Annotated in this window: 18 protein-coding genes; 8 read left to right on the top strand and 10 right to left on the bottom strand. The window is 34.1% G+C overall.

What is annotated here, in order from left to right; all coding sequences use genetic code 11:
* Positions 1–44 precede the first annotated feature (44 nt).
* Complete coding sequence (locus PQ462_RS09400) at positions 45–527, top strand: hypothetical protein (protein ID WP_274253247.1); 483 nt, start codon at positions 45–47, stop codon at positions 525–527.
* Positions 508–3,075, top strand: coding sequence for a DNA ligase D (gene ligD / locus PQ462_RS09395; protein ID WP_274253246.1), 2,568 nt, complete (start codon positions 508–510; stop codon positions 3,073–3,075). Before PQ462_RS09400 ends, ligD begins: the two co-directional genes overlap by 20 nt.
* A gap of 9 nt (positions 3,076–3,084) precedes the next feature.
* Here ligD and ku read toward each other — a convergent pair whose 3' ends face one another.
* The 6 genes from ku to PQ462_RS09365 form a co-directional block, all read right to left on the bottom strand.
* A complete protein-coding gene (gene ku / locus PQ462_RS09390) occupies positions 3,085–3,864 on the bottom strand; it encodes a non-homologous end joining protein Ku (protein ID WP_274253245.1) in 780 nt (259 codons plus the stop codon).
* Between the two features lie 115 nt (positions 3,865–3,979).
* Positions 3,980–4,474 carry a hypothetical protein gene (locus PQ462_RS09385; protein ID WP_274253243.1) on the bottom strand — a complete coding sequence of 165 codons (495 nt, stop codon included), beginning with the start codon at positions 4,472–4,474 and terminating at the stop codon, positions 3,980–3,982.
* A 299-nt stretch (positions 4,475–4,773) separates the two neighbouring features.
* Positions 4,774–5,619: a helix-turn-helix domain-containing protein gene (locus tag PQ462_RS09380; protein WP_274253242.1), complete on the bottom strand. Its 846-nt coding sequence runs from the start codon at positions 5,617–5,619 to the stop codon at positions 4,774–4,776.
* 130 nt (positions 5,620–5,749) lie between these two features.
* Positions 5,750–6,976 carry a PQQ-dependent sugar dehydrogenase gene (locus tag PQ462_RS09375; protein ID WP_274253241.1) on the bottom strand — a complete coding sequence of 409 codons (1,227 nt, stop codon included), beginning with the start codon at positions 6,974–6,976 and terminating at the stop codon, positions 5,750–5,752.
* Between the two features lie 170 nt (positions 6,977–7,146).
* A complete protein-coding gene (locus PQ462_RS09370) occupies positions 7,147–7,533 on the bottom strand; it encodes a DoxX family protein (protein ID WP_083558554.1) in 387 nt (128 codons plus the stop codon).
* Positions 7,534–7,685: 152 nt separating this feature from the next.
* On the bottom strand, positions 7,686–8,699 hold the full coding sequence (locus tag PQ462_RS09365; RefSeq protein WP_274253240.1) for a zinc-binding alcohol dehydrogenase family protein: 1,014 nt from the start codon (positions 8,697–8,699) through the stop codon (positions 7,686–7,688).
* A gap of 300 nt (positions 8,700–8,999) precedes the next feature.
* On the opposite strand from PQ462_RS09365, the gene PQ462_RS09360 reads away from it, so the two are divergent.
* Positions 9,000–9,560, top strand: a complete 561-nt coding sequence (locus tag PQ462_RS09360) for a GNAT family N-acetyltransferase (RefSeq protein ID WP_274253239.1) — start codon at positions 9,000–9,002, stop codon at positions 9,558–9,560.
* Between the two features lie 147 nt (positions 9,561–9,707).
* A complete protein-coding gene (locus tag PQ462_RS09355; RefSeq protein ID WP_274253238.1) occupies positions 9,708–10,142 on the top strand; it encodes a DoxX family membrane protein in 435 nt (144 codons plus the stop codon).
* 67 nt (positions 10,143–10,209) lie between these two features.
* On the opposite strand, the gene PQ462_RS09350 is transcribed toward PQ462_RS09355, so the two are convergent.
* From PQ462_RS09350 to PQ462_RS09335, 4 genes are all read right to left on the bottom strand, one after another.
* A complete protein-coding gene (locus PQ462_RS09350) occupies positions 10,210–10,602 on the bottom strand; it encodes a hypothetical protein (RefSeq protein ID WP_073409359.1) in 393 nt (130 codons plus the stop codon).
* An 81-nt stretch (positions 10,603–10,683) separates the two neighbouring features.
* Positions 10,684–12,600: a tetratricopeptide repeat protein gene (locus PQ462_RS09345; RefSeq protein ID WP_274253237.1), complete on the bottom strand. Its 1,917-nt coding sequence runs from the start codon at positions 12,598–12,600 to the stop codon at positions 10,684–10,686.
* A gap of 171 nt (positions 12,601–12,771) precedes the next feature.
* On the bottom strand, positions 12,772–14,037 hold the full coding sequence (locus PQ462_RS09340) for a hypothetical protein (protein WP_274253236.1): 1,266 nt from the start codon (positions 14,035–14,037) through the stop codon (positions 12,772–12,774).
* 21 nt (positions 14,038–14,058) lie between these two features.
* The gene (locus tag PQ462_RS09335; RefSeq protein WP_274253235.1) at positions 14,059–16,407 is read right to left on the bottom strand and encodes a TonB-dependent receptor plug domain-containing protein; all 2,349 of its coding nucleotides are present in this window, start codon (positions 16,405–16,407) and stop codon (positions 14,059–14,061) included.
* 136 nt (positions 16,408–16,543) lie between these two features.
* On the opposite strand from PQ462_RS09335, the gene PQ462_RS09330 reads away from it, so the two are divergent.
* The 4 genes from PQ462_RS09330 (at position 16,544) to PQ462_RS09315 (ending at position 20,167) form a co-directional block, all read left to right on the top strand.
* A complete protein-coding gene (locus tag PQ462_RS09330) occupies positions 16,544–17,536 on the top strand; it encodes a helix-turn-helix domain-containing protein (RefSeq protein WP_274253234.1) in 993 nt (330 codons plus the stop codon).
* 290 nt (positions 17,537–17,826) lie between these two features.
* Entirely contained in the window at positions 17,827–18,663 is an 837-nt protein-coding gene (locus PQ462_RS09325) for a sulfite exporter TauE/SafE family protein (protein ID WP_012025302.1), read from the top strand.
* Positions 18,650–19,057, top strand: coding sequence for a DUF1634 domain-containing protein (locus PQ462_RS09320; protein ID WP_274253233.1), 408 nt, complete (start codon positions 18,650–18,652; stop codon positions 19,055–19,057). The genes PQ462_RS09325 and PQ462_RS09320 overlap by 14 nt, the downstream gene beginning before the upstream one ends.
* Before the next feature lie 87 nt (positions 19,058–19,144).
* Positions 19,145–20,167, top strand: a complete 1,023-nt coding sequence (locus PQ462_RS09315; protein ID WP_274253232.1) for an LLM class flavin-dependent oxidoreductase — start codon at positions 19,145–19,147, stop codon at positions 20,165–20,167.
* The last annotated feature ends 117 nt before the right edge of the window (positions 20,168–20,284 follow it).

Below are 20,284 nucleotides of genomic sequence, written 5' to 3'. Positions count from 1 at the left end.
AATAACTTTGATATACAGTTCAATTTAATTTCACAAAAGCTTTTATGGTTATATATATCATTATACAATTACTGCTGGTTTCTATTGCCGCAACTTCAGCCATGACTTGGTTTAGTTACGCTATGTCAAAAAACTTTAGGGAATTGTATAAAGAGCCTGTATTACTTGCTTTTGTTTTAGAGAAATTAAAACTGAATCTTACAGAACAATCAAAAAAAACTTGGGGCTGGTTACTGCATTATATAATCGGTTTTTTGTTTGTTCTTGGGTATCACATTATTTGGGTAAAGGACATATTACCAATTTCTCCGTTAAGTGCTCTCCTACTAGGAGTAATAAGCGGTGTGATTGGTATTATCAGCTGGGTATTTATGTTTAAAATAACCCATCATCAACCCCCAATTGACTTTAAAGGTTATTATATTCAGCTGTTCTTTGCTCATATAATTTTTGCTATTGCCGCAACAGTTCTCTACTCTATTACAATGACAATTTTAATACTAACAAATGCCTATGTCACTGTCTAAATACAACGAAAAGAGAGATTTTAAGCAAACACGCGAGCCAAAAGGAAAGGTTGAAAAATCGGCCAGTGAATTGATTTTTGTCGTTCAAAAACACGCTGCATCGCATTTGCATTATGATTTTAGACTGGAAATGAACGGTGTTCTCAAAAGCTGGGCAGTTCCAAAAGGTCCTTCAATGGATCCCGAAGTAAAACGCCTCGCTATGATGGTTGAAGATCATCCTTACAGTTATAAAGATTTTGAAGGAACAATTCCGGCCGGAAACTATGGTGCCGGAAATGTAATTGTATGGGATAACGGTACGTATACTTCTGATGAAAAAACAGCTTCTGATGAAAAACAGCTTTTAGCCGATCTTAAAAAAGGCCGTCTGAGTTTTATCTTAAAAGGAAAAAAACTGAAAGGTGAATTTTCATTGGTAAAACTTCATGGAAAACAGGAAAATGCCTGGCTTTTAATCAAAAAACAGGATAAATATGCTTCAGAATCAGATATATTAGAAAAAGACAAATCGGTTATTTCTAAAAGAAGTCTGGAAGAACTGGAGAAAAAATCAGATAAGATGACCGCCAAATCTGAAGAGAAAGAAACCAAACTAAAAGCCATAAAAAAAAAGCCTAAAGCAAAAACTGTAAAAGCCGAATTCATTAAACCCATGCTTGCCAATACTACAGAAAAACCTTTTGATAACGAAGAATGGATTTTTGAAAATAAATACGACGGTTACCGCACGATTGCTGTTGTTAACTCTGATAAAACAGCATTATTCAGCAGAAATAAAATTTCTTTTGATATCAATTTTAAACCCATTGCAGACGAATTAAAAAAAATAGATCATACCGTAGTTCTCGATGGCGAAATTGTAGTGGAAAATGAATCTGGACGAGCAGATTTTCAACTGCTTCAAAACTATTTAAAAACCGGAATTGGAAATTTAAAATATTATGTTTTTGATTTACTCAATTTAGACGGAAATGAGGTGACGGAATTGTCTCTCCTCGATCGAAAAGAACTGCTTAAAATTTTATTTAATAAATATTCTTTTTCGAATATTTTCTATTCTGAACATACAATTGGAAATGGAATTGAGCAATTTGAAAAAGCCCGAAAAAATAACAGCGAAGGAATAATTGCCAAAAAAGCAGACAGTTCTTATACCGCTGGCGGAAGAAGCAATAACTGGCTGAAAATAAAGATTTCAAACGAAGAAGAAGCCATTATTATCGGGATTACAGAACCCAAAAATTCCCGAAAATATTTTGGCGCAATTTTGCTGGGTCAATACAACGGTAAAAATCTGCAATATATAGGGAAATGCGGTACTGGATTTACCGAAGCTGTTTTAAAAGAACTCTATACCAAATTAAAACCTCTTTTTACAGATCAGTCACCATTGCTGGAAAAAGTTCCTTTACGGGATACTATTCAATGGGTTAAACCCCAATTAGTCTGTCAGGTAAAATACTCTGAATGGACGCAGGATCATAATTTAAGGCATCCTGTTTATCTGGGATTACGAATTGACAAAAAAGCCCAAGAGGTTGTTTTTAATGGAAATGACAAAACTAAAACTATAAATCACAATCAGGAAAAAATGGAAAATTTAAAAGAACATACAACTGAAAATGATTACGATTTAAAAATTGGAAAAACGATACTGCATTTAACCAATCAAAATAAAATTTATTTCCCGCAGGACGGAATTACAAAAGGCGATATTATTCAATATTATAATGAAGCCGCACCGTTAATGCTGCCCTATTTAAAAGACCGTCCGGAATCGATGAACCGTTTTCCTAACGGAATTGATTCGCCTGGTTTTTACCAAAAAGATATTGATGTCGACAAAACTCCAAAATGGCTGAAAACCAAAAAAATCTTTTCAGAATCAAATGATGCCGATGTTAACTATCTTATTTGCAATGATAAAGAAACGCTGCTTTATATGGCAAATTTGGGCTGTATTGAAATCAATCCGTGGAATTCCACTATTAAAAATATTTCAAATCCGGATTGGCTGGTAATCGATTTAGATCCCGCGAAAGAAGATGATTTTAAATCTGTAATCGAAACGTCATTAGTAGTTAAAGAAGTTATGGATGAATTGGAAACCGAGTGTTTGTGCAAAACTTCCGGAGCTTCAGGACTGCATATTTATATACCGCTTGGCGCACAATACGACTATGATTCTATTAAAATCCTGGCCGAATTAATTGCAAAAGAAGTGCATACAAGACTGCCTGAGACCACTTCAATTGAACGAAGCATCAAGAAAAGAAAAAATAAATTGTATATCGATTTTCTTCAAAACCGAAGAGGACAAACTTTGGCTGCGCCCTACTCTGTCCGCCCGCAACCAGGCGCAACAGTTTCGACTCCGTTAGAATGGAATGAAGTAAATGAAAAACTACATCCGTCGCAGTTTACGATAAAAAATGTATTACAGCGTTTTGAGAAAAAAGGCGATTTATGGAAACCCGTTTTGTCTAAAGGCGCCAATATCAAAAAGATTATCAAGAAATTAGAGGAAAAACAAAAGGAAAATTAAAACATAAGACTAAGAAGATTTTTTCTTCTTAGTCTCTAAACTGGCTTTTAGCATTGACATTAAATCGTCGCCTTGTTTATGAACCACTTTCATTTTAGGGGCCGTTTTTTGAACTTTTCCTTTGGCTTTCTTTTTAATAATATCCAATAGTTTGGCTGTATATTCGTCTTTAAAACCTGTAATATCAAACTTTTCAGTAAGCTGGTCGATTAGTTTTTCGGCCATATCCATTTCTTTTGTTGCTTTTTTAGAAATGGGAGGCAGTTTTAATTCGTCAGTGCTTCGTATTTCCTGTTCAAATCTAATTCGGTTTAATACAATCACATTTTTGTACGGTTTTAAAATGGCAAGGCTTTCTTTGTTTCGCAAAACAAAACGCGTAACTCCTACTTTTCCGGAAGCTTGCAGTGCATCACGAAGCAGTCCGTAGGCATTCATTGCGCCTTTGTCTGGTTCTAGATAATACGGCTGTTCGTAATAAATACTTTCAATTTCTTTTTCTAAAACAAAACTTTCAATATCAATTGTTTTGGTTTTAATGGCATCTGCCGCTTCAAAATCAGAATCGTCTAAGATTACATATTTATCATTCACCATGTACCCTTTTACAATATTGGCAAAATCGACTTCTTTACCTGTATTTTCATTGACACGTTTAAACTTAATGTTTGCATTGTCTTTTTTATCCAGCATATCCATATCAAGACTGCTTTCCTGAACTGCCGAAAACATTTTTATTGGAATATTAATTAACCCAAAACTCACTGAACCTGTCCATATCGATCTCATAATTTTTTCCTTTAAATTTCACTTAAAAGTAAATCACATCAATCAATATTGCTTTATACTATCATAGGAATGTTTTATAAAATACAAACTCAAAATCAACACTCTAAACCTAACATCAGTGTAGTTTTTTCTTGAAATAAATTTGTTTTTCTATAGTGTTTTCCTGAAACTCAAATTCCTTATAGTCTAAAGCTTTTAGTGTTTTAATTAAAACTTCTTCAACAGCAAAAGCTTTTACCCAAATTAAATCGTGTTTTCGCTGCGATGCAATTTCTTCGGCACGTTTAAAAAGCACTGCTAAATCTTCTTCATTAAAATAAATAATGTCTTTTAAACAAATTGCTTTTTCTGCCTCAAGATTTTCATTGGAAAGTCTCGAAGAATCTAATTTTAAAAATGACTGCGGGTTTTCACCTTCATAAACCATCAAAATTTCAATTGAAAAATCATTCTGTATTCGAAACAGTTCTTTTTGAGAAAATCTTTCTTCTGCTGTTTGTACCGCTGCATCTTTCTGTTCAAATAAACGCTCATAAAACTGAAGTGCCTGGTTCTCCATCCAAAACACATTATCATTAATTATAACTACAAATCGTGCCGTTTTACTCATATCTTTTTTAGTATTGATGAAAAAGCAAATTTGCAGGGATTCTGGTTTTAAGAAAAGAGCAATATGACGGTTGTTTTGTGCAAAAAGGCTTTTTTTTAAAAGGTTCTAAGGGGCTGAGGATCTAAGGTACTGAGTTTTTATACTTTTTGATTTAATCTCGCAAAGTCGCAGAGTCGCAAAGACTATAGACTTACCAAACTTTAATAAGTTTTAAATTAAGAAAAAAACTTTGCGATTCTGCGACTTTGCGAGATTCTAAAAAAACTGAAAACCGGGACTGCGGCTGAAAACTAAAAAAACTACTTCCTATATTCTAAAGGTGAAATACCAGTATGATTTTTAAAAAACCTTCCAAAAGCCGATTGATTTTGAAAGTTCAATTCGTCGCTGATTTGGTTAATGGTTAAGCTTTTATTCTGCAATAAAACTTTAGCTTCCAGAATCACGACTTCATTAATCCAGTCGCTTGCGGTTTTACCGCTGTTCTTTTTAATTACTTCTGAGAGGTATTTTCGGGTTACGTTTAAGGAATCTGCATAATACTCGACTGCTCTTTGTTTTAGGAAATCTTTAAAAAGAAGTTTTTTAAAATTTTCGAATATTGGATTTTGAGTTCCTTCAGCAGAAACGGCTTCCTGAACCGAATCGAGCTCGTATATCAAAATATACAGATAACTTATTAACGTCGCCGATTGATGCTTAGAATCGCCTTCTAAAAGTTCTTTAATCAAATTGAAAATGCGCTCAAATTTAATTTTTAAACTTCCTTTCAGTTCCAGAACATTATTATTTTCGAAAAATTCATATTGTGATAAAAAGAAAACATTAGTTTGTGTTTCCAGAAAAAACTGCGGCTTAAAGAATATAATATCGATTAAAATTTCATCGCTGTTTTTGGTAAAACTTCTCGTTACTGTTGGGCCCAAAGCAATGACAGCAGGCGCATGGATTATTTTTTTATCCAAATATGTCTGCATTATAATTGAACCTTTTCTTAAAAATTCAATTGCATAGCTTTCTGCACGATAGGGTTCACTTATATAAGGATGTTCTGTGGTTTGAGTGTAGAAATAATCCTTTTTATCAGTACTTGAAAAAAGGCTTTTGTGCTGTGTTAAGGAATACGTTTGAATTTTATTTTTCAAAGTTGTCTTTTGTAATAATGATACTCAAAGATAACGAATGAAAGCGATATGAAAAGAAACAAAAATGGCGCAAAAGCGCCATTCTTAAATTTATAAGATAATCAATCATTAATAATTAACCATCAACAATTTATTTTTTATCTATTTTATAAAGTCTTCCCTGATCTGTTACGGCATATAAAGCTCCATCACCTCCTTGCGTTATATCTCTAAAACGCTGGCCTTCTCCTGACAGAAGTCTTTCTTCTCCTACTACTTTATTGTCTTTAATTACCAATCTTGCAATATGCTGGCCGCTTAAAGAACCAATGAAAAGGTTGTTTTCCCATTCCGGAACACGATTTCCTGTGTAAAAAGTCATACCGCTTGGAGAAATAACCGGATCCCAGTAATAAACCGGCTGTTCCATTCCTTCTTTCTGCTGGATAGCGTCACCAATTGGTTGTCCGCTATATTCAATTCCATAAGTAATAGTCGGCCATCCGTAATTAGAACCCGCTTTTAAACGGTTCAATTCATCACCTCCTCTTGGTCCGTGTTCACTCTGCCAGATTTCTTTCGTAACCGGGTGAATTGCTAATCCCTGCGGATTTCTATGTCCGTATGTGTACAGCTCAGGTAAAGCTCCGGCACCGCTAAAAGTTGGATTTCCAGAAGCCGGCTGTCCGTCTTTTGTAATTCTTAAAACTTTACCTAAACTTGCTGTAAGCGACTGCGCTAAAGGTCGGGTTTGTAAAACCGAACGTTCTCCAGTACTAACAATAAGATTTCCTGTCTGGTCAAAAAGAATACGTCCGCCATAATGAAGATCACTAGGATTTGCAGGACTTGAGCGGTAAATAACCGTTGCATTTTCGATTGTTTTTTCGTTAGCAGCCAGTTTTCCTTTTGCTACAGATGAAATATTTCCTCCTGTTACAGCTTCAGAAAATACCCAGTAAATCATTCTGTTTGATGCAAAATCCGGATCAAGACACAAACCTAATAAACCTCCCTGATTAGCAGGATTAACAGCCGGAAGACCTGTAATTGGTTCGCTTACTACTCCGGCAGTTGTAACAATACGTAAAGTTCCTGTTGTTTTTTGAGTTACCAAAAGACGACCGTCTGGAAGTGCTTTAACTCCCCACGGACTTGTTAGTGCACTTGTAATAATATCAGCCTTAAATTCTGTATTAGTAGTCATACCCGCAATTCTGGTTTGTCCGTTAAATGCAGGTTTATATTGAGTATTTGCAGGATTAGTTTCTACAGGATCTGTTACTGTTCCGCCTCCGTTTGCAGGAGTATCATCGTTGTTGCAGCTAAAGGCAAATAATGCACTTGAAACAATGAAAATGTACTTTAAATTTTTCATAGTAGTTATTTATTAAATTAATTTGGGTTATAAGCGTCAAATGTCTAAAATTAAAAACGGCTTATTTTATATAATTTAAGGAAAGACTTACAGAATTTTTATCAGTAAACATAAAAAAAGACCATTTTAAATAAAAACGGTCTCTTTTAGTATATAGTATTAAAAAGATATTAATCCCATTTATTGGTTTTAGAAACAGCATATTTTCCTGCTCCTGTAAAGAACAATCCAACCGAACCTAAAAGGTAAAGCATCAACAATTCGTTTGCATAACCTCCGTGTTCACTGATTGAGAAAATATCCTGAGCATGTGCTACGGCAATGGCAACCACGCAAGTTACAGCAAGAAGAACTGCGGCAATTCTGGTACGAAAACCTAATAAAATAGCAATTGGAGCTAAAACTTCTCCAATATAAACAGCATATCCAAATGCTCCCATATTGTCTACCAGAAAAGAAATTCCATGAAGAACTTTCGAAATTCCGTGAAACAACATTAAACCACCAACGCTGATTCTGATTAGTAATAATCCAAGGTCTGTGTTTTTTGAAATCATAACAATTTTGTTTTGGTTTTTAAAAAAATTAAATACAAATTTGGGTTGTAAGGCCGCTAAAATACAAAAATTGTTAAGATAAAAAATACGTTATTTAAATTAATTCTAAATAATTAATCTTCTATACCACAAACCTGCTCAGATTGCTGTTTTTAAAATTTTATTGCAATTTTTCCAATTGTTTTTCCGGACTCTAAAAGCTGATGTGCTTTCTTTAAATTTTCAGCAGTAAGTCCTTTATATGTTTCTTTTAAAGTCGTTTTTAAAACGCCTTCATCTAATAGATCGGCTATTTTGTTTAAAATATGATGCTGCTCGATCATGTCTTCTGTTTGAAACATTGAACGCGTGTACATCAATTCCCAAGAAAAAGAAACACTTTTGCCTTTTAATTTATTTAAAACAACAGGTTCTGCACTTCCTGTTATGGAGGCAATATGTCCCTGAGGTTTAATCAATTCGGCCATAATATCCCAATACGCATTGGTATCAACAAAGTCTAAAATGAAATCTACGTTTTGAAAACCAGCTTCTCTAACCGATTCAATTAAGTTTTTATGATCGACAACAAAATCAGCTCCCTGTTTTTTACACCAGTCAATGGTTTCCGGACGTGAAGCTGTGGCAATAACTGTTAATCCTGCAATTTTCTTAGCCAGCTGAATAGCGATAGAGCCCACACCACCAGCACCTCCAATAATAAGAATTGATTTTCCTTTGTCTTTTTCAGGATTAATTCGAATTCTATCAAACAGAATTTCCCAGGCTGTTAATCCTGTTAACGGAATAGCAGCTGCTTCGGCATTAGTTAAGGATGTTGGTTTATTTCCAACAATTCTTTCGTCAATAATTTGGTATTCGGCGTTGCTTCCTTGTTTGGTAATATCTCCGGCATAATATACCAGGTCGCCAACTTCAAATAAAGTTACTTTTTCGCCAACGGCCTGCACAATTCCAACTGCATCCCAGCCAATAATTTTTGGGGTTTCTAATACGGTGTCTTTTGCAGCGCTCTGGCGAATTTTAAAATCGACCGGATTTACTGAAATCGCATCAATTTTTACTAATAAATCGTGCGGACCTGGCGTTGGTTTTACAGTTTCAAATTCAATAAAACTGTCTTTTTCTTCTATAGATAATGAGGTTTTGAATCCTATTGCTTTCATTGTTTCTAAATTTTGGTTTAAATATACTAACAAAGATACGAGCGGTTTGATTCTTATAATTGGTATAATTTTATGCAATATTTGTACAAATTCAGCATTTTTTTTAAGGCCTAAAATTCTAAGTTCTTAAGATGCTGCGTTTATTTCTCACGCAGATTGGGCAGATTGAGCTGATGTTTACTGAAAAAAATTAAACACATAGAAACATAACTAAATAACTTATGAATGTCGCAGCAAAGAAGAACCAGGGTTCTATGTGTTTATAAAGCATTAAATTTGCTAAACAAAAATCTTTTAAAAATGAATATCAGAAAAGCTGAAATATCCGATTCTAAATATATTGCTCCTATATTATTATTAGCAATGGAAGACATAATTTACAAATTTATTACTAAAAAAGATTACGCCGCAGCCAAAGACTTTCTGGAGTATTTCGCTTCAAGAGAAAACAATCAATATTCTTATCAAAATTGTTTTGTTGCCGAAGAAAATAATGAAATTATTGGTGCAGTAAATATTTATAATGGATCTGATATAGAAACATTACGTGCTCCTATTATCGATTATGTGCGAAAGAATTATAACCCTGAATTTAATCCCGAATTTGAAACCCGCGCCGGAGAGTTTTATATAGATTCATTGGGCGTTAATCCAAATCATCAGGGAAAAGGAATTGGTTCTAAAATACTTCGTTTTTTAATTGATGAATATGTACATAAAAATCAGCAGACTTTAGGACTGCTTGTTGAAGAAGATAATCCTTTGGCAAAAAGTCTTTATTTAAAGCTGGGATTTGAAATAGTGGGCGAAAAAACTCTGGTTGGCAAAAAGCTGGAACATCTTCAAATAAGTCATAAATAAAAACTCTATTCCTTGTTTTGTGCACTTTATCGTTTATTTTAAACAATTTGACGATAATTCTGTCGTTATAAAAAACAATGAGGCTTTTTTTTATAAATTTTTGAAAAGCCATTTAATGACATATTGAAATAAAAACTAAGAATCAGAATGAAAAACATAACCATATTAGAAGCAGGTTTAATTTTAAGAATAGTTTTAGCAATTACAATGCTTTCAGCGGTGGCTGATCGATTTGGAATTTGGGGAGCGCCGGGTTCAAACGGTGTTGCCTGGGGAAATTGGGAAAATTTTGTTGTTTATACACAAACCCTCAACCCTTTTGCAACTAAATCTGTGGCAGAAATACTAGGATCTATTGCTACTTTCTTCGAAGTTTTATTATCTCTTTTATTACTTTTTGGATTCAAAACCAGAATTGCTGCTTTGGGAACTGCTTTTTTGATGATGCTTTTCGCACTGGCTATGGCAATTTCAATTTCGGTAAAAGCACCTTTTGATTATTCGGTTTTAACGAGCGCTGCTGCTGCGTTGCTGCTTTCTACAATTGGAAAAACTGTTTTTGCAGTAGATAACAGAATATAAACACAAAAGGGATAGAGTAATCTATCCCTTTCTGCCCCCAACAAAATATTTAAAACACCATTAATTCCTATAATAGGGATTCTACATAACTTGCAATTTGTGAGTCTGTTTGGTAACTAAAAGAGGACTGGACTAATTGGACGGTTAAAAACAATGTGTCCTCTTTTAGTTCCACCTTAACATCGTCGTTATTTTCAGAATTGGTTAAATGAATTGTGCTCATTTTATCCTGCAGTGCTTCTTTTCCCATATCATCGATACAAATCTTTTTTACAAATGATTCTACATCATCAAAAACATATTCCAGTCTTGATAATGGATATTCGTCATAAGCCGTAAAAGTATTCCAGTCAATATCTACTTTAATATCATAACCGGCTCTTTCTTTTAATTTTGCTTCAAAGGCCGGAAGTTTTTCTACTTTAATTGATTCTGCTAAACGTTTTTCTGCTAATCCCATATTGATTTTAGTTATTAATTACGCTGGCAAATGTATCTTCCGGATTTATTTCCTGCATCACTATAAATAGTGATTTTTACTTTAATGATTTATCAAATCAATTACTCCTTTGTTTGCTAAAATTTCAGATAACATATCAGATTCATAGCCCATCATTTTAGCTTTTCTGGCTTCTTTTAAAGCTTTTGCCGGATCTTTTAGTTTATAATACATTTCTCCAAGATTGCAGACAAAAATGGGTTCTTTAGGATTTATTTCGATTGCTTTTTCAAAATAAGGAAGTGATTCTTCATAACGCAGTTCCCGATCTAAAATACAACCGTAATTATTGTAAATAAGAGCATTAACTGGTGGCTCATGTTCTGTTTTTGCAATAAAGTAATCTCTTTTACTGTAACAAATTTCAAAACCTTTTGTATACCAAAGTATTCGTGCTTCCAGAAAATAAGCCGATGCATATTGAGGATCTATAACTTGTAAAGCTTCACAATTCTTTTGGGCGGCTTTATAATTTTTCGCAAAAACAAAATCCCAGCCTTCTTTTAAAAGTGCACGTTTTGTATTGTCCATTCTTTTTTCAAGCTGTTCTTCGTCCATTTCCTTTTTGCGGTATGCATCAATTTCAATTTCCCAATCCTTAAAAAGAACTTTTTTTGCGTTGGATGAAATTGTAAAAACAAGATCTTTTGGATTACTGTCTTTAAAATCAAGAGAAAACAAAACCCTATTTTCAAAATCATCAGGTAAAACCTGTTCAATAAACTGATTTAGTTTTTGTGTATTTATGTGCAGTTTCAGCCACGGAAATAAATAGGAACCTCTATAAACAAATGTGATTTTTTTAGGCAGATAACGCGGTGAAATTTCTGCTGGAGCTTTTTCTATCTTGTAATTTCTAAAATTTGTGTCGGTAATTTCCAAATAATGATTTTCATCTAAACCCGAAAACTCTAAATTCCAAACTACTGATTTATCTTTCAGTTCGAAACGTTCCTGAATATTATTTGATTTTCTGATGCTTTCAATTAACTGAGAAAAATGATCTTTGTTATTATAATATTTATGACTAAGCTGATGTGTGATAATTTTTTTATTCTTTTCTTCTTCACTTATTTCGGTTGGTTTATTAGTCGAAAAGTCAAGTAAAACCGCGTCATCATTATATAATTTAAAACCTCCGTTTAGGTAAATATGAAGATAAGTGCGTTTTATTTTCTGGCCTCTTATGTTTTTGGATTCATTTAAAGGATATTTCTCTTCTTCGAGTTTTAATTTATTAAAAGGAAAAGGAATATTGATTTTATAATATTGATCTTCGATAATAGAATACCATGAAATTTCAAAACGATCTGTATCAAAAGGAATATGAATTAAACCTGAAAAAGCAGATTGCTGCAAATGATAATATTTAGAAGATATTTCCATTTCTGCTAATTCTTTATCTGAATAAAATGGAATATTATTTTCTACTTCTATATCAGAAATTAAAAGTTTATCCGAATTTATAAAAGCAATCGAATCAATATACATAAGATGTTCTCTGTCGTGATAAACGCTAAATGAGGCTTTCAAATACGTATTGGCCAAACGAACTTTTGCATAATAATGCGACCCAAAATAATAAGTATAATAAACTATTGGCGTTCCCAGCAGAATAGTTAACCAGATTGAAAAATACAAACCGTTAAATAATGCTGTTTTTTGATACTGCACCAAAGCATAAACACCATAATCTGCAAAGAGTAAAAATGCTGTGAGCAGAAAAACTCCCATCAAAAATTCTAAAGTAATTCCGGCGCGGGATCTTCCATAATAATAAAAGTAAAAATAGCCGCACCAGGCAAGTGCTGCATTAAAAAACACTGCAAATCCCAGCCCGATAAAATAAAGCAGTACATAACTTATAAGTGCGGCTGCACACAATAATCCGACGGGAAAGAAAATTTCGCCGCTAAAATAAACGGGATCAACTTTTTTATACGAACGGTAAGTTTTCATGATATTCTTGAGTTAAAAAAGCAAATGTAAAGGTTCGCTAAACCACAGAAGTCATCATAAATAGTGATTTTTAAAAAGTAATATTCAAAAAAAAAACAGAAGCAATTTTGAAAATTACTTCTGTCAAAAAAAATAGTATTTAGGGCTAAATATCTAAGACAAAACTTAAAATTAGTCTTTGATGATGTTAAATCCTTGGATTCTTCCGCTTTCTTTTAAACGGAAAGTTTCTTTTACAACTCCTGTAGATGGATTGTATTGGTTAACTCCAGAGAAACCATCAGTAGTGCTGTTTGATAAGAAATAGATTTCTCCGTTATGGAAAAATGGATTTTGAGTTGTATAGAAATTATCTGGCGGCATATTTAAACGAGTTGCTTTTTTAGTTGCAGCATCGATTTCATTCCAAAACCAAACATCGTCTCTGTATCTAACTCCGTGCTGTCCGCCTCCATAGTAAGAAACTGCTCTTGATGGAATTGTAGTATAAATTTTGTTGTTGTAAGCAAAAAGTCTGTTGAATTCAGCAGGAAATTGGTATGATTTCATGTCAATTGCAAACGTAGTATCAAAATTAACTTCTCCTTTTTTAATTCTAAGAATTTTTGAAGAATAGTCGCTTGGCTGCGTTTTCATGTCTCCAACAGAAGCAAAATATAAATCTCCCGTAACTTCGTCTAAACTCCATAAAACGTGGTCAATAAATACACCTAAATTTGTTGTATTACCCATTTTTGTAACGTTTTCGATTTTCTTTGCGGTTAAATCATATACTGCAATAGCAACCTCTTTAACTACTGGAGTTACCTGCCAGTTTCCTGAAGCTTTGTCTCCTAATAATAAATCTAAGTACAATTTATTGTCTCTTTTTGCAATTATCAACTGCCCAATTGACTCTAATGGCTGTCCTTGTGAAAGTGAAGTAAAATCAATTTCTCCTGTTCTCTCCATTGTAGTTGGGTTGAAAGTCTGAAGTTTTAAACCTCCTCTTACTCTATCCCAGTAGTATCCTTCTGTTGCACCGGCAATTAAAAAATTCGTTTCGTAAGCATTAGAAAGAGATGGCAAAAATCCCTGGTCTACCACTTTACCAGATGCATCAAGACCCATTTTGTTAATTCCTTGTTTTGCATTTGAAACATCATTTACTTTAAAAAGACTTTTTTCAAATGTTCTTCCTCCTAGAGAAGAAGTTACCTGCAGAAATGGCAATCCAGAAAGGTTGATTTCTCTTGATTTGTTATCTTTTAATGCATAAACGCCACCGCTCCAGTTAGCTGCACCATTATATATAATCCAAGTTTCGTTTTTTGGTAAAGTATCGTCGTTATTTCCGTTTTCCGGAGTGTTGTTATCATCATTGCTGCTGCAAGAAAATAAAAGCATACAAGCAGCGATTCCTGCCAGTACTGAACGAAGTGAGTTGCTTCTTTTCATAGTTGATCTGATTTATTGGTTTTATTTAAAAAAATTATAAACTAACTTAAGGTGGAATGATCTTCCGGGTCTCTGTACATTAAAGTTGTCATACAGTCGTACATCTCCAACATTCCTGCATTCTGCTGAAACCGTTGTTTTTTTATCGGCAAAATGATAATAAACTCCAACATCATTAGAAAACTGTCCTATTCTGCCGTCATTAGGAATAATTAATGAAGTTTGAAAATCTTTTACCGGACCAAATAAAGAAGGTTCCTGACTTTTTGGAATTTCTACTAAGAAAAATCTATGGGTATAATTGGCATTCCAGGTAAAATTTAAACTGTCCTCATTTTTGAAAACATTTTTGAAAAAAGTATTTGCCCAAAAGTTGCCAAACAAAAACGGAATATTAGGAACTCTGGAATCATTTAAATAGGCATATCTGGATTCACTTTCAATTCTTCGAAGATCCTGATAGGTCATATTAAACCCTATGTTTAGCCATTTTACCGGAGCATAATTAGTTTCAAACTCAAAACCTTTTACTGTAGAATTCTCATAATTGATGTATCGGTTAAACGGAATATCAAGCTGCAAAAAGATAATATCCTGTACTTTTCTATAGAATAAATTAGCCGAAAAGGTTAAACTGCTGTTTTCTTTCAGTATCGAATACTGACCGTTTAAATTTAGATTATGGCTTTTTTCAGGATTAAGATCTAAGTTTTCTTTAACCAGCCTGGCATCTCCAAAAATCTCATATTCATCTGGAAGACGTGTGGCATATTCATAAGAAAATTTCAATAGATAATTATTTTGTTCCCATTTCAAACCTCCTAGATATCCAAACTGACTGTCTTCTTTTGAGGATTGCCACGCAAAACCAAATTTGTCGGTTGTGTAGCCTTCTGCATTATAATGGTAGTATTTTGCGGCCACAATGCTTTCCAGCTTTTTATCCAAAAATAGTGAACGCCACGCAAATGCCATATTATCTTTTCGATACGTTGCCGGAACCGTTAAAACATCAAGACCCGTAACTATAGAAACGGCACCTAGAGGATCGCTCCCTTTTCTTCTTTGAGAGTAATATAATTCACTAAATTCTAAAAAGTTACGATCAGAAAGTTCATATTCCATATTCAATCTCGATGAAACAAAATTGAATTTCATTCGCTGGTCATTTCCAGTTCTTATCTCTCCCGGCTGAAATTTTAAATTGTAAGTTTCGCCCAGCCAATTGTAACGTAATCTTGTTGTATCAATAAACTTGGTATTAAAATGACTGTAATTGGTTAAAAAAGAAACCTTTAGTTTATCGTTAAAAAACTTCTTACGATAATTAATCATTCCGGTATAATTTTGTTCTTTCGAAAATGCCTTTCCGTAAACACTTACCATTCCCGCATCATTTTGAATCTGTTTGTAGAAATCAGAATAAATTAAGGTCAAACGAATATCATCTGCCCATGATTTTTCTTTTAATCCTATAAATGCTTCTCCGTAATTAGATCTCGTCATGTCGTGGAAACGTTTTACATCTCTTTCGACATTTTCAATTGGAACACGTACTTTGTAATTATTATCAGAATAATTAAAAGAACCGTTAAAACCTCCGTAGAAATTCTTTTTATTTTGAAGATAAAGATTGGCTGTAGCGCGATGTGTATTAAAAGAAGCAATTTCATACGATACTTCGGCAAAATCTTTATTAGAAGTTCTGGTAACAAGATTAACGCCTCCGCCCAATGCATCAGAAGCCAGATAAACCGGCATAACGCCTTTGTAAATTTCAACACGGTCAAGCATATTTACAGGAATGGTTCCAAGGCTGAAACCATGTCCGAACAACTCAATTGGGATTCCGTCTTTAAAAATACGAACCGCTTTGCCCTGAAGCCCGCCAAGATTGACCTGCACCTGAGAACCAATGTTTCCATTAGTTCTTATTTTTACTCCAGAAGCTCTGTTTAAAAAATCGCCGACATCGCCCGCTTTGTCATACTGCTTTTTAAAATCGATAACCTGAACTGAAAAAGGAGATTCTTCAATCTGTTTTTTTACACTTTTGTTTTGAACGGTAACTTCTTTTAAATTTGCCGATTCACTGTTGGATGAATCCAAACGAAATGTAAAATGATTATCCTGACCACAGGCAACAGAAACGGTTTGTCTGGATTTTATAAGATCATTTTTTACAATTTCAATTGTATAATTTCCATCGGTAAGTGAAATTTCCAGAAGACCTGAATTATTACTGGTTCCCATTGGTTTATTATTAACCAAAATGGTCAGGCCTGAGGCTGGATTTCCGAGATTATCTTCAATATGAATATACACCGGGCAGGCATTTGCAGAGAACAAGCCAACCAGAAACATAAACATAAGGTTTAATTTAAATGTCAAAGCTGTTTTTATTTAAACTTATTATAAATTATATTTGCAGTGCAAAAGTATTTGATTACTAATGGCTGCATTTATGAAAGTGGAAGTTTTAATTATGAATTTAGAAGTATAAGGAATGGCATTTAAAATTGATTCTAATGACTTTGCGGATTTTCTGGAAGTGGATGAAAAGCCAGATCTGGAACTGTCCAGGATAGAAATTCAGGATGAAAAAGACATAAAATTTGCCACACCAAAAGGCGATATTTTATTTCATGAACATACTATCACAGATGAATTATCTATTTTGCAGGGAAATTATCAATTGCATGATGATGTTGCTATTTCTGGTCATGGGGATTCTCCGCTGTTAGAAATGCACTTTAATCTTACGAATCAAAAAATCGGATATATAAATCCGGGTTCTTCTAAAGGTTATGCTTCGCCAATGTCCGGCAATATTACTTTTCTTTCAGCCGAAGGCAACCACGCAAAAATCGACTTCAAAAAAGATATTATTTACAATACGTTTGATATTCATCTTCCTTTAAATGTGCTTACTAAATATGAGGGAGAATCTAAAGTAATGGATAGTTTTCTCAATAATATCCAGAAAAACAGCAGTAATGCTTTAGCTAAAAATGAAATAAAAATAAGCGCTAAAATATTCAGCGTTATAGAAGATATTAAAAACTGTTTTTATCGAGGCCTGACTCGAAAAATCTACATGGAATCTAAAGTCTATGAACTTATTGCTTTAAGTCATCATAATTTAGATATCGAAAAACAATCCCGAAACTTAGCCGGCGATGATGTTGAAAAAATAAAGTTTGCAGCGCAGTTAATCCGTGAAAACATAGATAATCCGTTTACGATTGTAGAACTGGCGAGAAAAGTCGGCGTAAACCAAACCAAGCTGAAAGAAGGTTTTAAAACTGTTTTTGGCGATACCGTTTTTGGCTATCTGCAGGAAATCAGAATGAATAAAGCCAGACATTATTTATCAGACACTTCACTATCAATTCAGGAAATAAGCCACCTTTCCGGTTATCAAAATGTTTCTAATTTTAGTATCGCTTTTAAAAGGATTTTCGGCTACCCGCCTACTAAATTGAGGCTTAAGGTTTAATATTCAGTATTCAGTCGCAGTTTATAGTGTTGTGCCGAATATTGAAATTTAACCGCAAAGCACGCTAAGATTTTTATCTTATTTTATCTAACGACCGCAAAGTACGCAAAGCTTTATTGATGTACGGCTTTGCGTACATCGCGGTTTTGTGAAACTCTATTGGCAAATTCTTAGCGTGCTTTGCGGTTAAAAAAAACAATACTAAAAATTTTTAAGGTATATTTAAGTTCTAAAAAACTTCCTGAACAGATATGTATTCGTAAATTAGCAAATACAAAAACATACTTTAAATGACAGTACTTACTTTTACCCTGATTATGCTTCTTGGGGCTTGTTTAGCCGGTTTTATTGGATCATTATCAGGCTTAGGCGGCGGTATCATTATTATCCCGCTTTTAACAATTATTCTTGGTGTTGATATTCATTATGCAATTGGTGCTGCCTTAGTTTCGGTAATTGCGACTTCTTCGGGATCGGCGGCGGCTTATGTTAAGGAAGGGATTACCAATATGCGTCTCGGTATTTTTCTTGAAATCGCCACCACAATTGGAGCCGTTTGCGGCGCATTGCTTTCTACTATCGCTCCTACTTCATTCATCGCCGTTTTATTTGGACTTACACTAATTTTTTCTGCTATTAATTCACTTCGAAAGAAAGAAGAACATATTGTTTTAGAATCGAGTCCATTGGCAAAAAAACTAAAATTAAACGGAACTTATCCAACACACGAAGGTGAAGTCGTAAGTTACGGAACCAAAAACGTAATTGGCGGTTTCAGTATGATGGGAATTGCCGGAATGATGTCGGGTTTATTAGGAATTGGTTCCGGAGCATTTAAAGTAATTGCCATGGATAATATTATGAGAATTCCGTTTAAGGTTTCGACTACTACAAGTAACTTTATGATGGGTGTTACAGCAATGGCAAGTTCTGTAATTTATATCCAGAAAGGATATATTGAGCCAGGAATTTGTATGCCTGTGGTTATTGGCGTACTATTTGGCGCAATGGCAGGAGCCAAAGTTTTGGTGAAAACCAACCCAAAAAAATTAAGAATATTTTTTGCATGTCTGATTTTCGTACTGGCAGTTAATATGATCTACAACGGAATTAATGGAAAAATCTAAAGTTATGCAGCACGAAAAATTTGGAGAAAAAGATTTTCAAACTATTATTGGAAACTTATTGCGTTATGGCGTCTGGATTTCATTATCAGTTGCTTTTATTGGCGGAATCGTATATTTAATGCACCACGGAAGCGAAATCGAAGATTATTCGGTTTTTAAGGAAAATGATCGAAATATTTTTGAAGTAATTTCAACAGTTGTCAATGGTGCAATTGATGGTCGAGGTGAATATTTAATTTTCTTTGGAATCATATTATTGTTTTTAACACCTGTATTTCGGGTTTTACTTTCATTGTTTTCATTCATGCTTGAAAAAGATTATCTATATGTCGTAATCACATTAATTGTAATCCTGATTATTATCACAAGTATTTCATTTGGTTTTTCACATTAAAAATAGCCGTAAGCTTTAAGCTGTACGCTGTAGGCATAAAAAACAGCTTTAAGCTTATAGCTTACTGCCTAAAGCAAAAAAAATAGTATGGAAATAGGAATAGACAGCTTTGCTTCGGCAATGTATGGAGACAACAACACATTAAGCAGTGTTGACGCCATGGAACAGCTTTTACAAAGAATTGAATTTGCTGATCAGTGCGGTCTGGATGTTTTTGGAATTGGAGAACATCATAAAAAAGAATTTCTGGACTCAGCTACAGCAGTTATTTTAAGTGCTGCTGCAGCGAGAACTAAAAATATACGTCTGGCAAGTGCGGTAACGGTTTTAAGCGCTGCTGATCCTGTACGTGTTTATCAAAGTTTTGCAACATTAGATTTAATTTCTAAAGGAAGAGCTGAAATTGTTGTGGGTCGAGGATCTGCTATTGAAGCTTATCCCCTTTTCGGATTTAATCTTAAGGATTACGACGCGCTTTTTAAAGAAAAACTGGAATTACTGCTTCAGGTTAGGGACAACGAATTTATAAACTGGTACGGAAAATTTCGTCCGGCATTAAACAATCAACCCGTTTATCCAAGAGCTTTACAAGAAAAAATGCCTGTCTGGCTTGGTGTTGGCGGTACTCCTGAATCTTTTATCAGAGCCGGAAGTCTGGGTTTACCTTTAATGGTTGCTGTAATTGGCGGACAAACACATCGTTTTAGACCTTTAATTGATTTATATCGTGAGGCTGGTGAAGCAGCAGGTTTTAAACCGCATGAATTAAAAGTTGGTCTTCACTCTCCTGGATATGTGTCGAATACAACCGAAAAAGCAGTCGAAGAATACTATCCGGGTTATGCCGAATTGTGGACAAAATTAGGATATGAAAGAGGCTGGCCTCCGGTAACAAAAGGCAAATTTGACGGATTAATTGATGATCTGGGCGTTTTAATTGTTGGAAGCCCGGAAAGAGCCGCAGAGAAGATTTTACGTCACAGCGAAGCACTTGGCGGTGTAGAAAGATTTACTTTTCAAATGGATAACGCCGGATTAACACATTCGCAGTTAATGAACGCCATAGAACTTATAGGAACAAAACTAATTCCTTTAATTAGAAAAGGATAATCGATGTGTGTTTTTGGGGGCCATAGCCGATGTTGGACCACAGATTAAACGGATTAAACGGATTTTTTAATAAAACAGTGTAAACCCGTTTCATCCGTAAAATCCGCGGGCAATAAA

It is taken from the genome of Flavobacterium sp. KACC 22758 (assembly GCF_028736135.1).
Taxonomy (GTDB): domain Bacteria; phylum Bacteroidota; class Bacteroidia; order Flavobacteriales; family Flavobacteriaceae; genus Flavobacterium; species Flavobacterium johnsoniae.
This window is presented reverse-complemented; position numbering and strand designations above follow the sequence as displayed.

Coding starts and splice junctions, on each gene's coding strand:
- PQ462_RS09400 (WP_274253247.1), top strand. CDS start 45: ATGGTTATATATATCATTATACAATTACTGCTGGTTTCTATTGCCGCA.
- ligD (WP_274253246.1), top strand. CDS start 508: ATGCCTATGTCACTGTCTAAATACAACGAAAAGAGAGATTTTAAGCAA.
- ku (WP_274253245.1), bottom strand. CDS start 3,864: ATGAGATCGATATGGACAGGTTCAGTGAGTTTTGGGTTAATTAATATT.
- PQ462_RS09385 (WP_274253243.1), bottom strand. CDS start 4,474: ATGAGTAAAACGGCACGATTTGTAGTTATAATTAATGATAATGTGTTT.
- PQ462_RS09375 (WP_274253241.1), bottom strand. CDS start 6,976: ATGAAAAATTTAAAGTACATTTTCATTGTTTCAAGTGCATTATTTGCC.
- PQ462_RS09370 (WP_083558554.1), bottom strand. CDS start 7,533: ATGATTTCAAAAAACACAGACCTTGGATTATTACTAATCAGAATCAGC.
- PQ462_RS09365 (WP_274253240.1), bottom strand. CDS start 8,699: ATGAAAGCAATAGGATTCAAAACCTCATTATCTATAGAAGAAAAAGAC.
- PQ462_RS09360 (WP_274253239.1), top strand. CDS start 9,000: ATGAATATCAGAAAAGCTGAAATATCCGATTCTAAATATATTGCTCCT.
- PQ462_RS09355 (WP_274253238.1), top strand. CDS start 9,708: ATGAAAAACATAACCATATTAGAAGCAGGTTTAATTTTAAGAATAGTT.
- PQ462_RS09350 (WP_073409359.1), bottom strand. CDS start 10,602: ATGGGATTAGCAGAAAAACGTTTAGCAGAATCAATTAAAGTAGAAAAA.
- PQ462_RS09345 (WP_274253237.1), bottom strand. CDS start 12,600: ATGAAAACTTACCGTTCGTATAAAAAAGTTGATCCCGTTTATTTTAGC.
- PQ462_RS09340 (WP_274253236.1), bottom strand. CDS start 14,037: ATGAAAAGAAGCAACTCACTTCGTTCAGTACTGGCAGGAATCGCTGCT.
- PQ462_RS09335 (WP_274253235.1), bottom strand. CDS start 16,407: ATGTTTATGTTTCTGGTTGGCTTGTTCTCTGCAAATGCCTGCCCGGTG.
- PQ462_RS09330 (WP_274253234.1), top strand. CDS start 16,544: ATGGCATTTAAAATTGATTCTAATGACTTTGCGGATTTTCTGGAAGTG.
- PQ462_RS09325 (WP_012025302.1), top strand. CDS start 17,827: ATGACAGTACTTACTTTTACCCTGATTATGCTTCTTGGGGCTTGTTTA.
- PQ462_RS09320 (WP_274253233.1), top strand. CDS start 18,650: ATGGAAAAATCTAAAGTTATGCAGCACGAAAAATTTGGAGAAAAAGAT.
- PQ462_RS09315 (WP_274253232.1), top strand. CDS start 19,145: ATGGAAATAGGAATAGACAGCTTTGCTTCGGCAATGTATGGAGACAAC.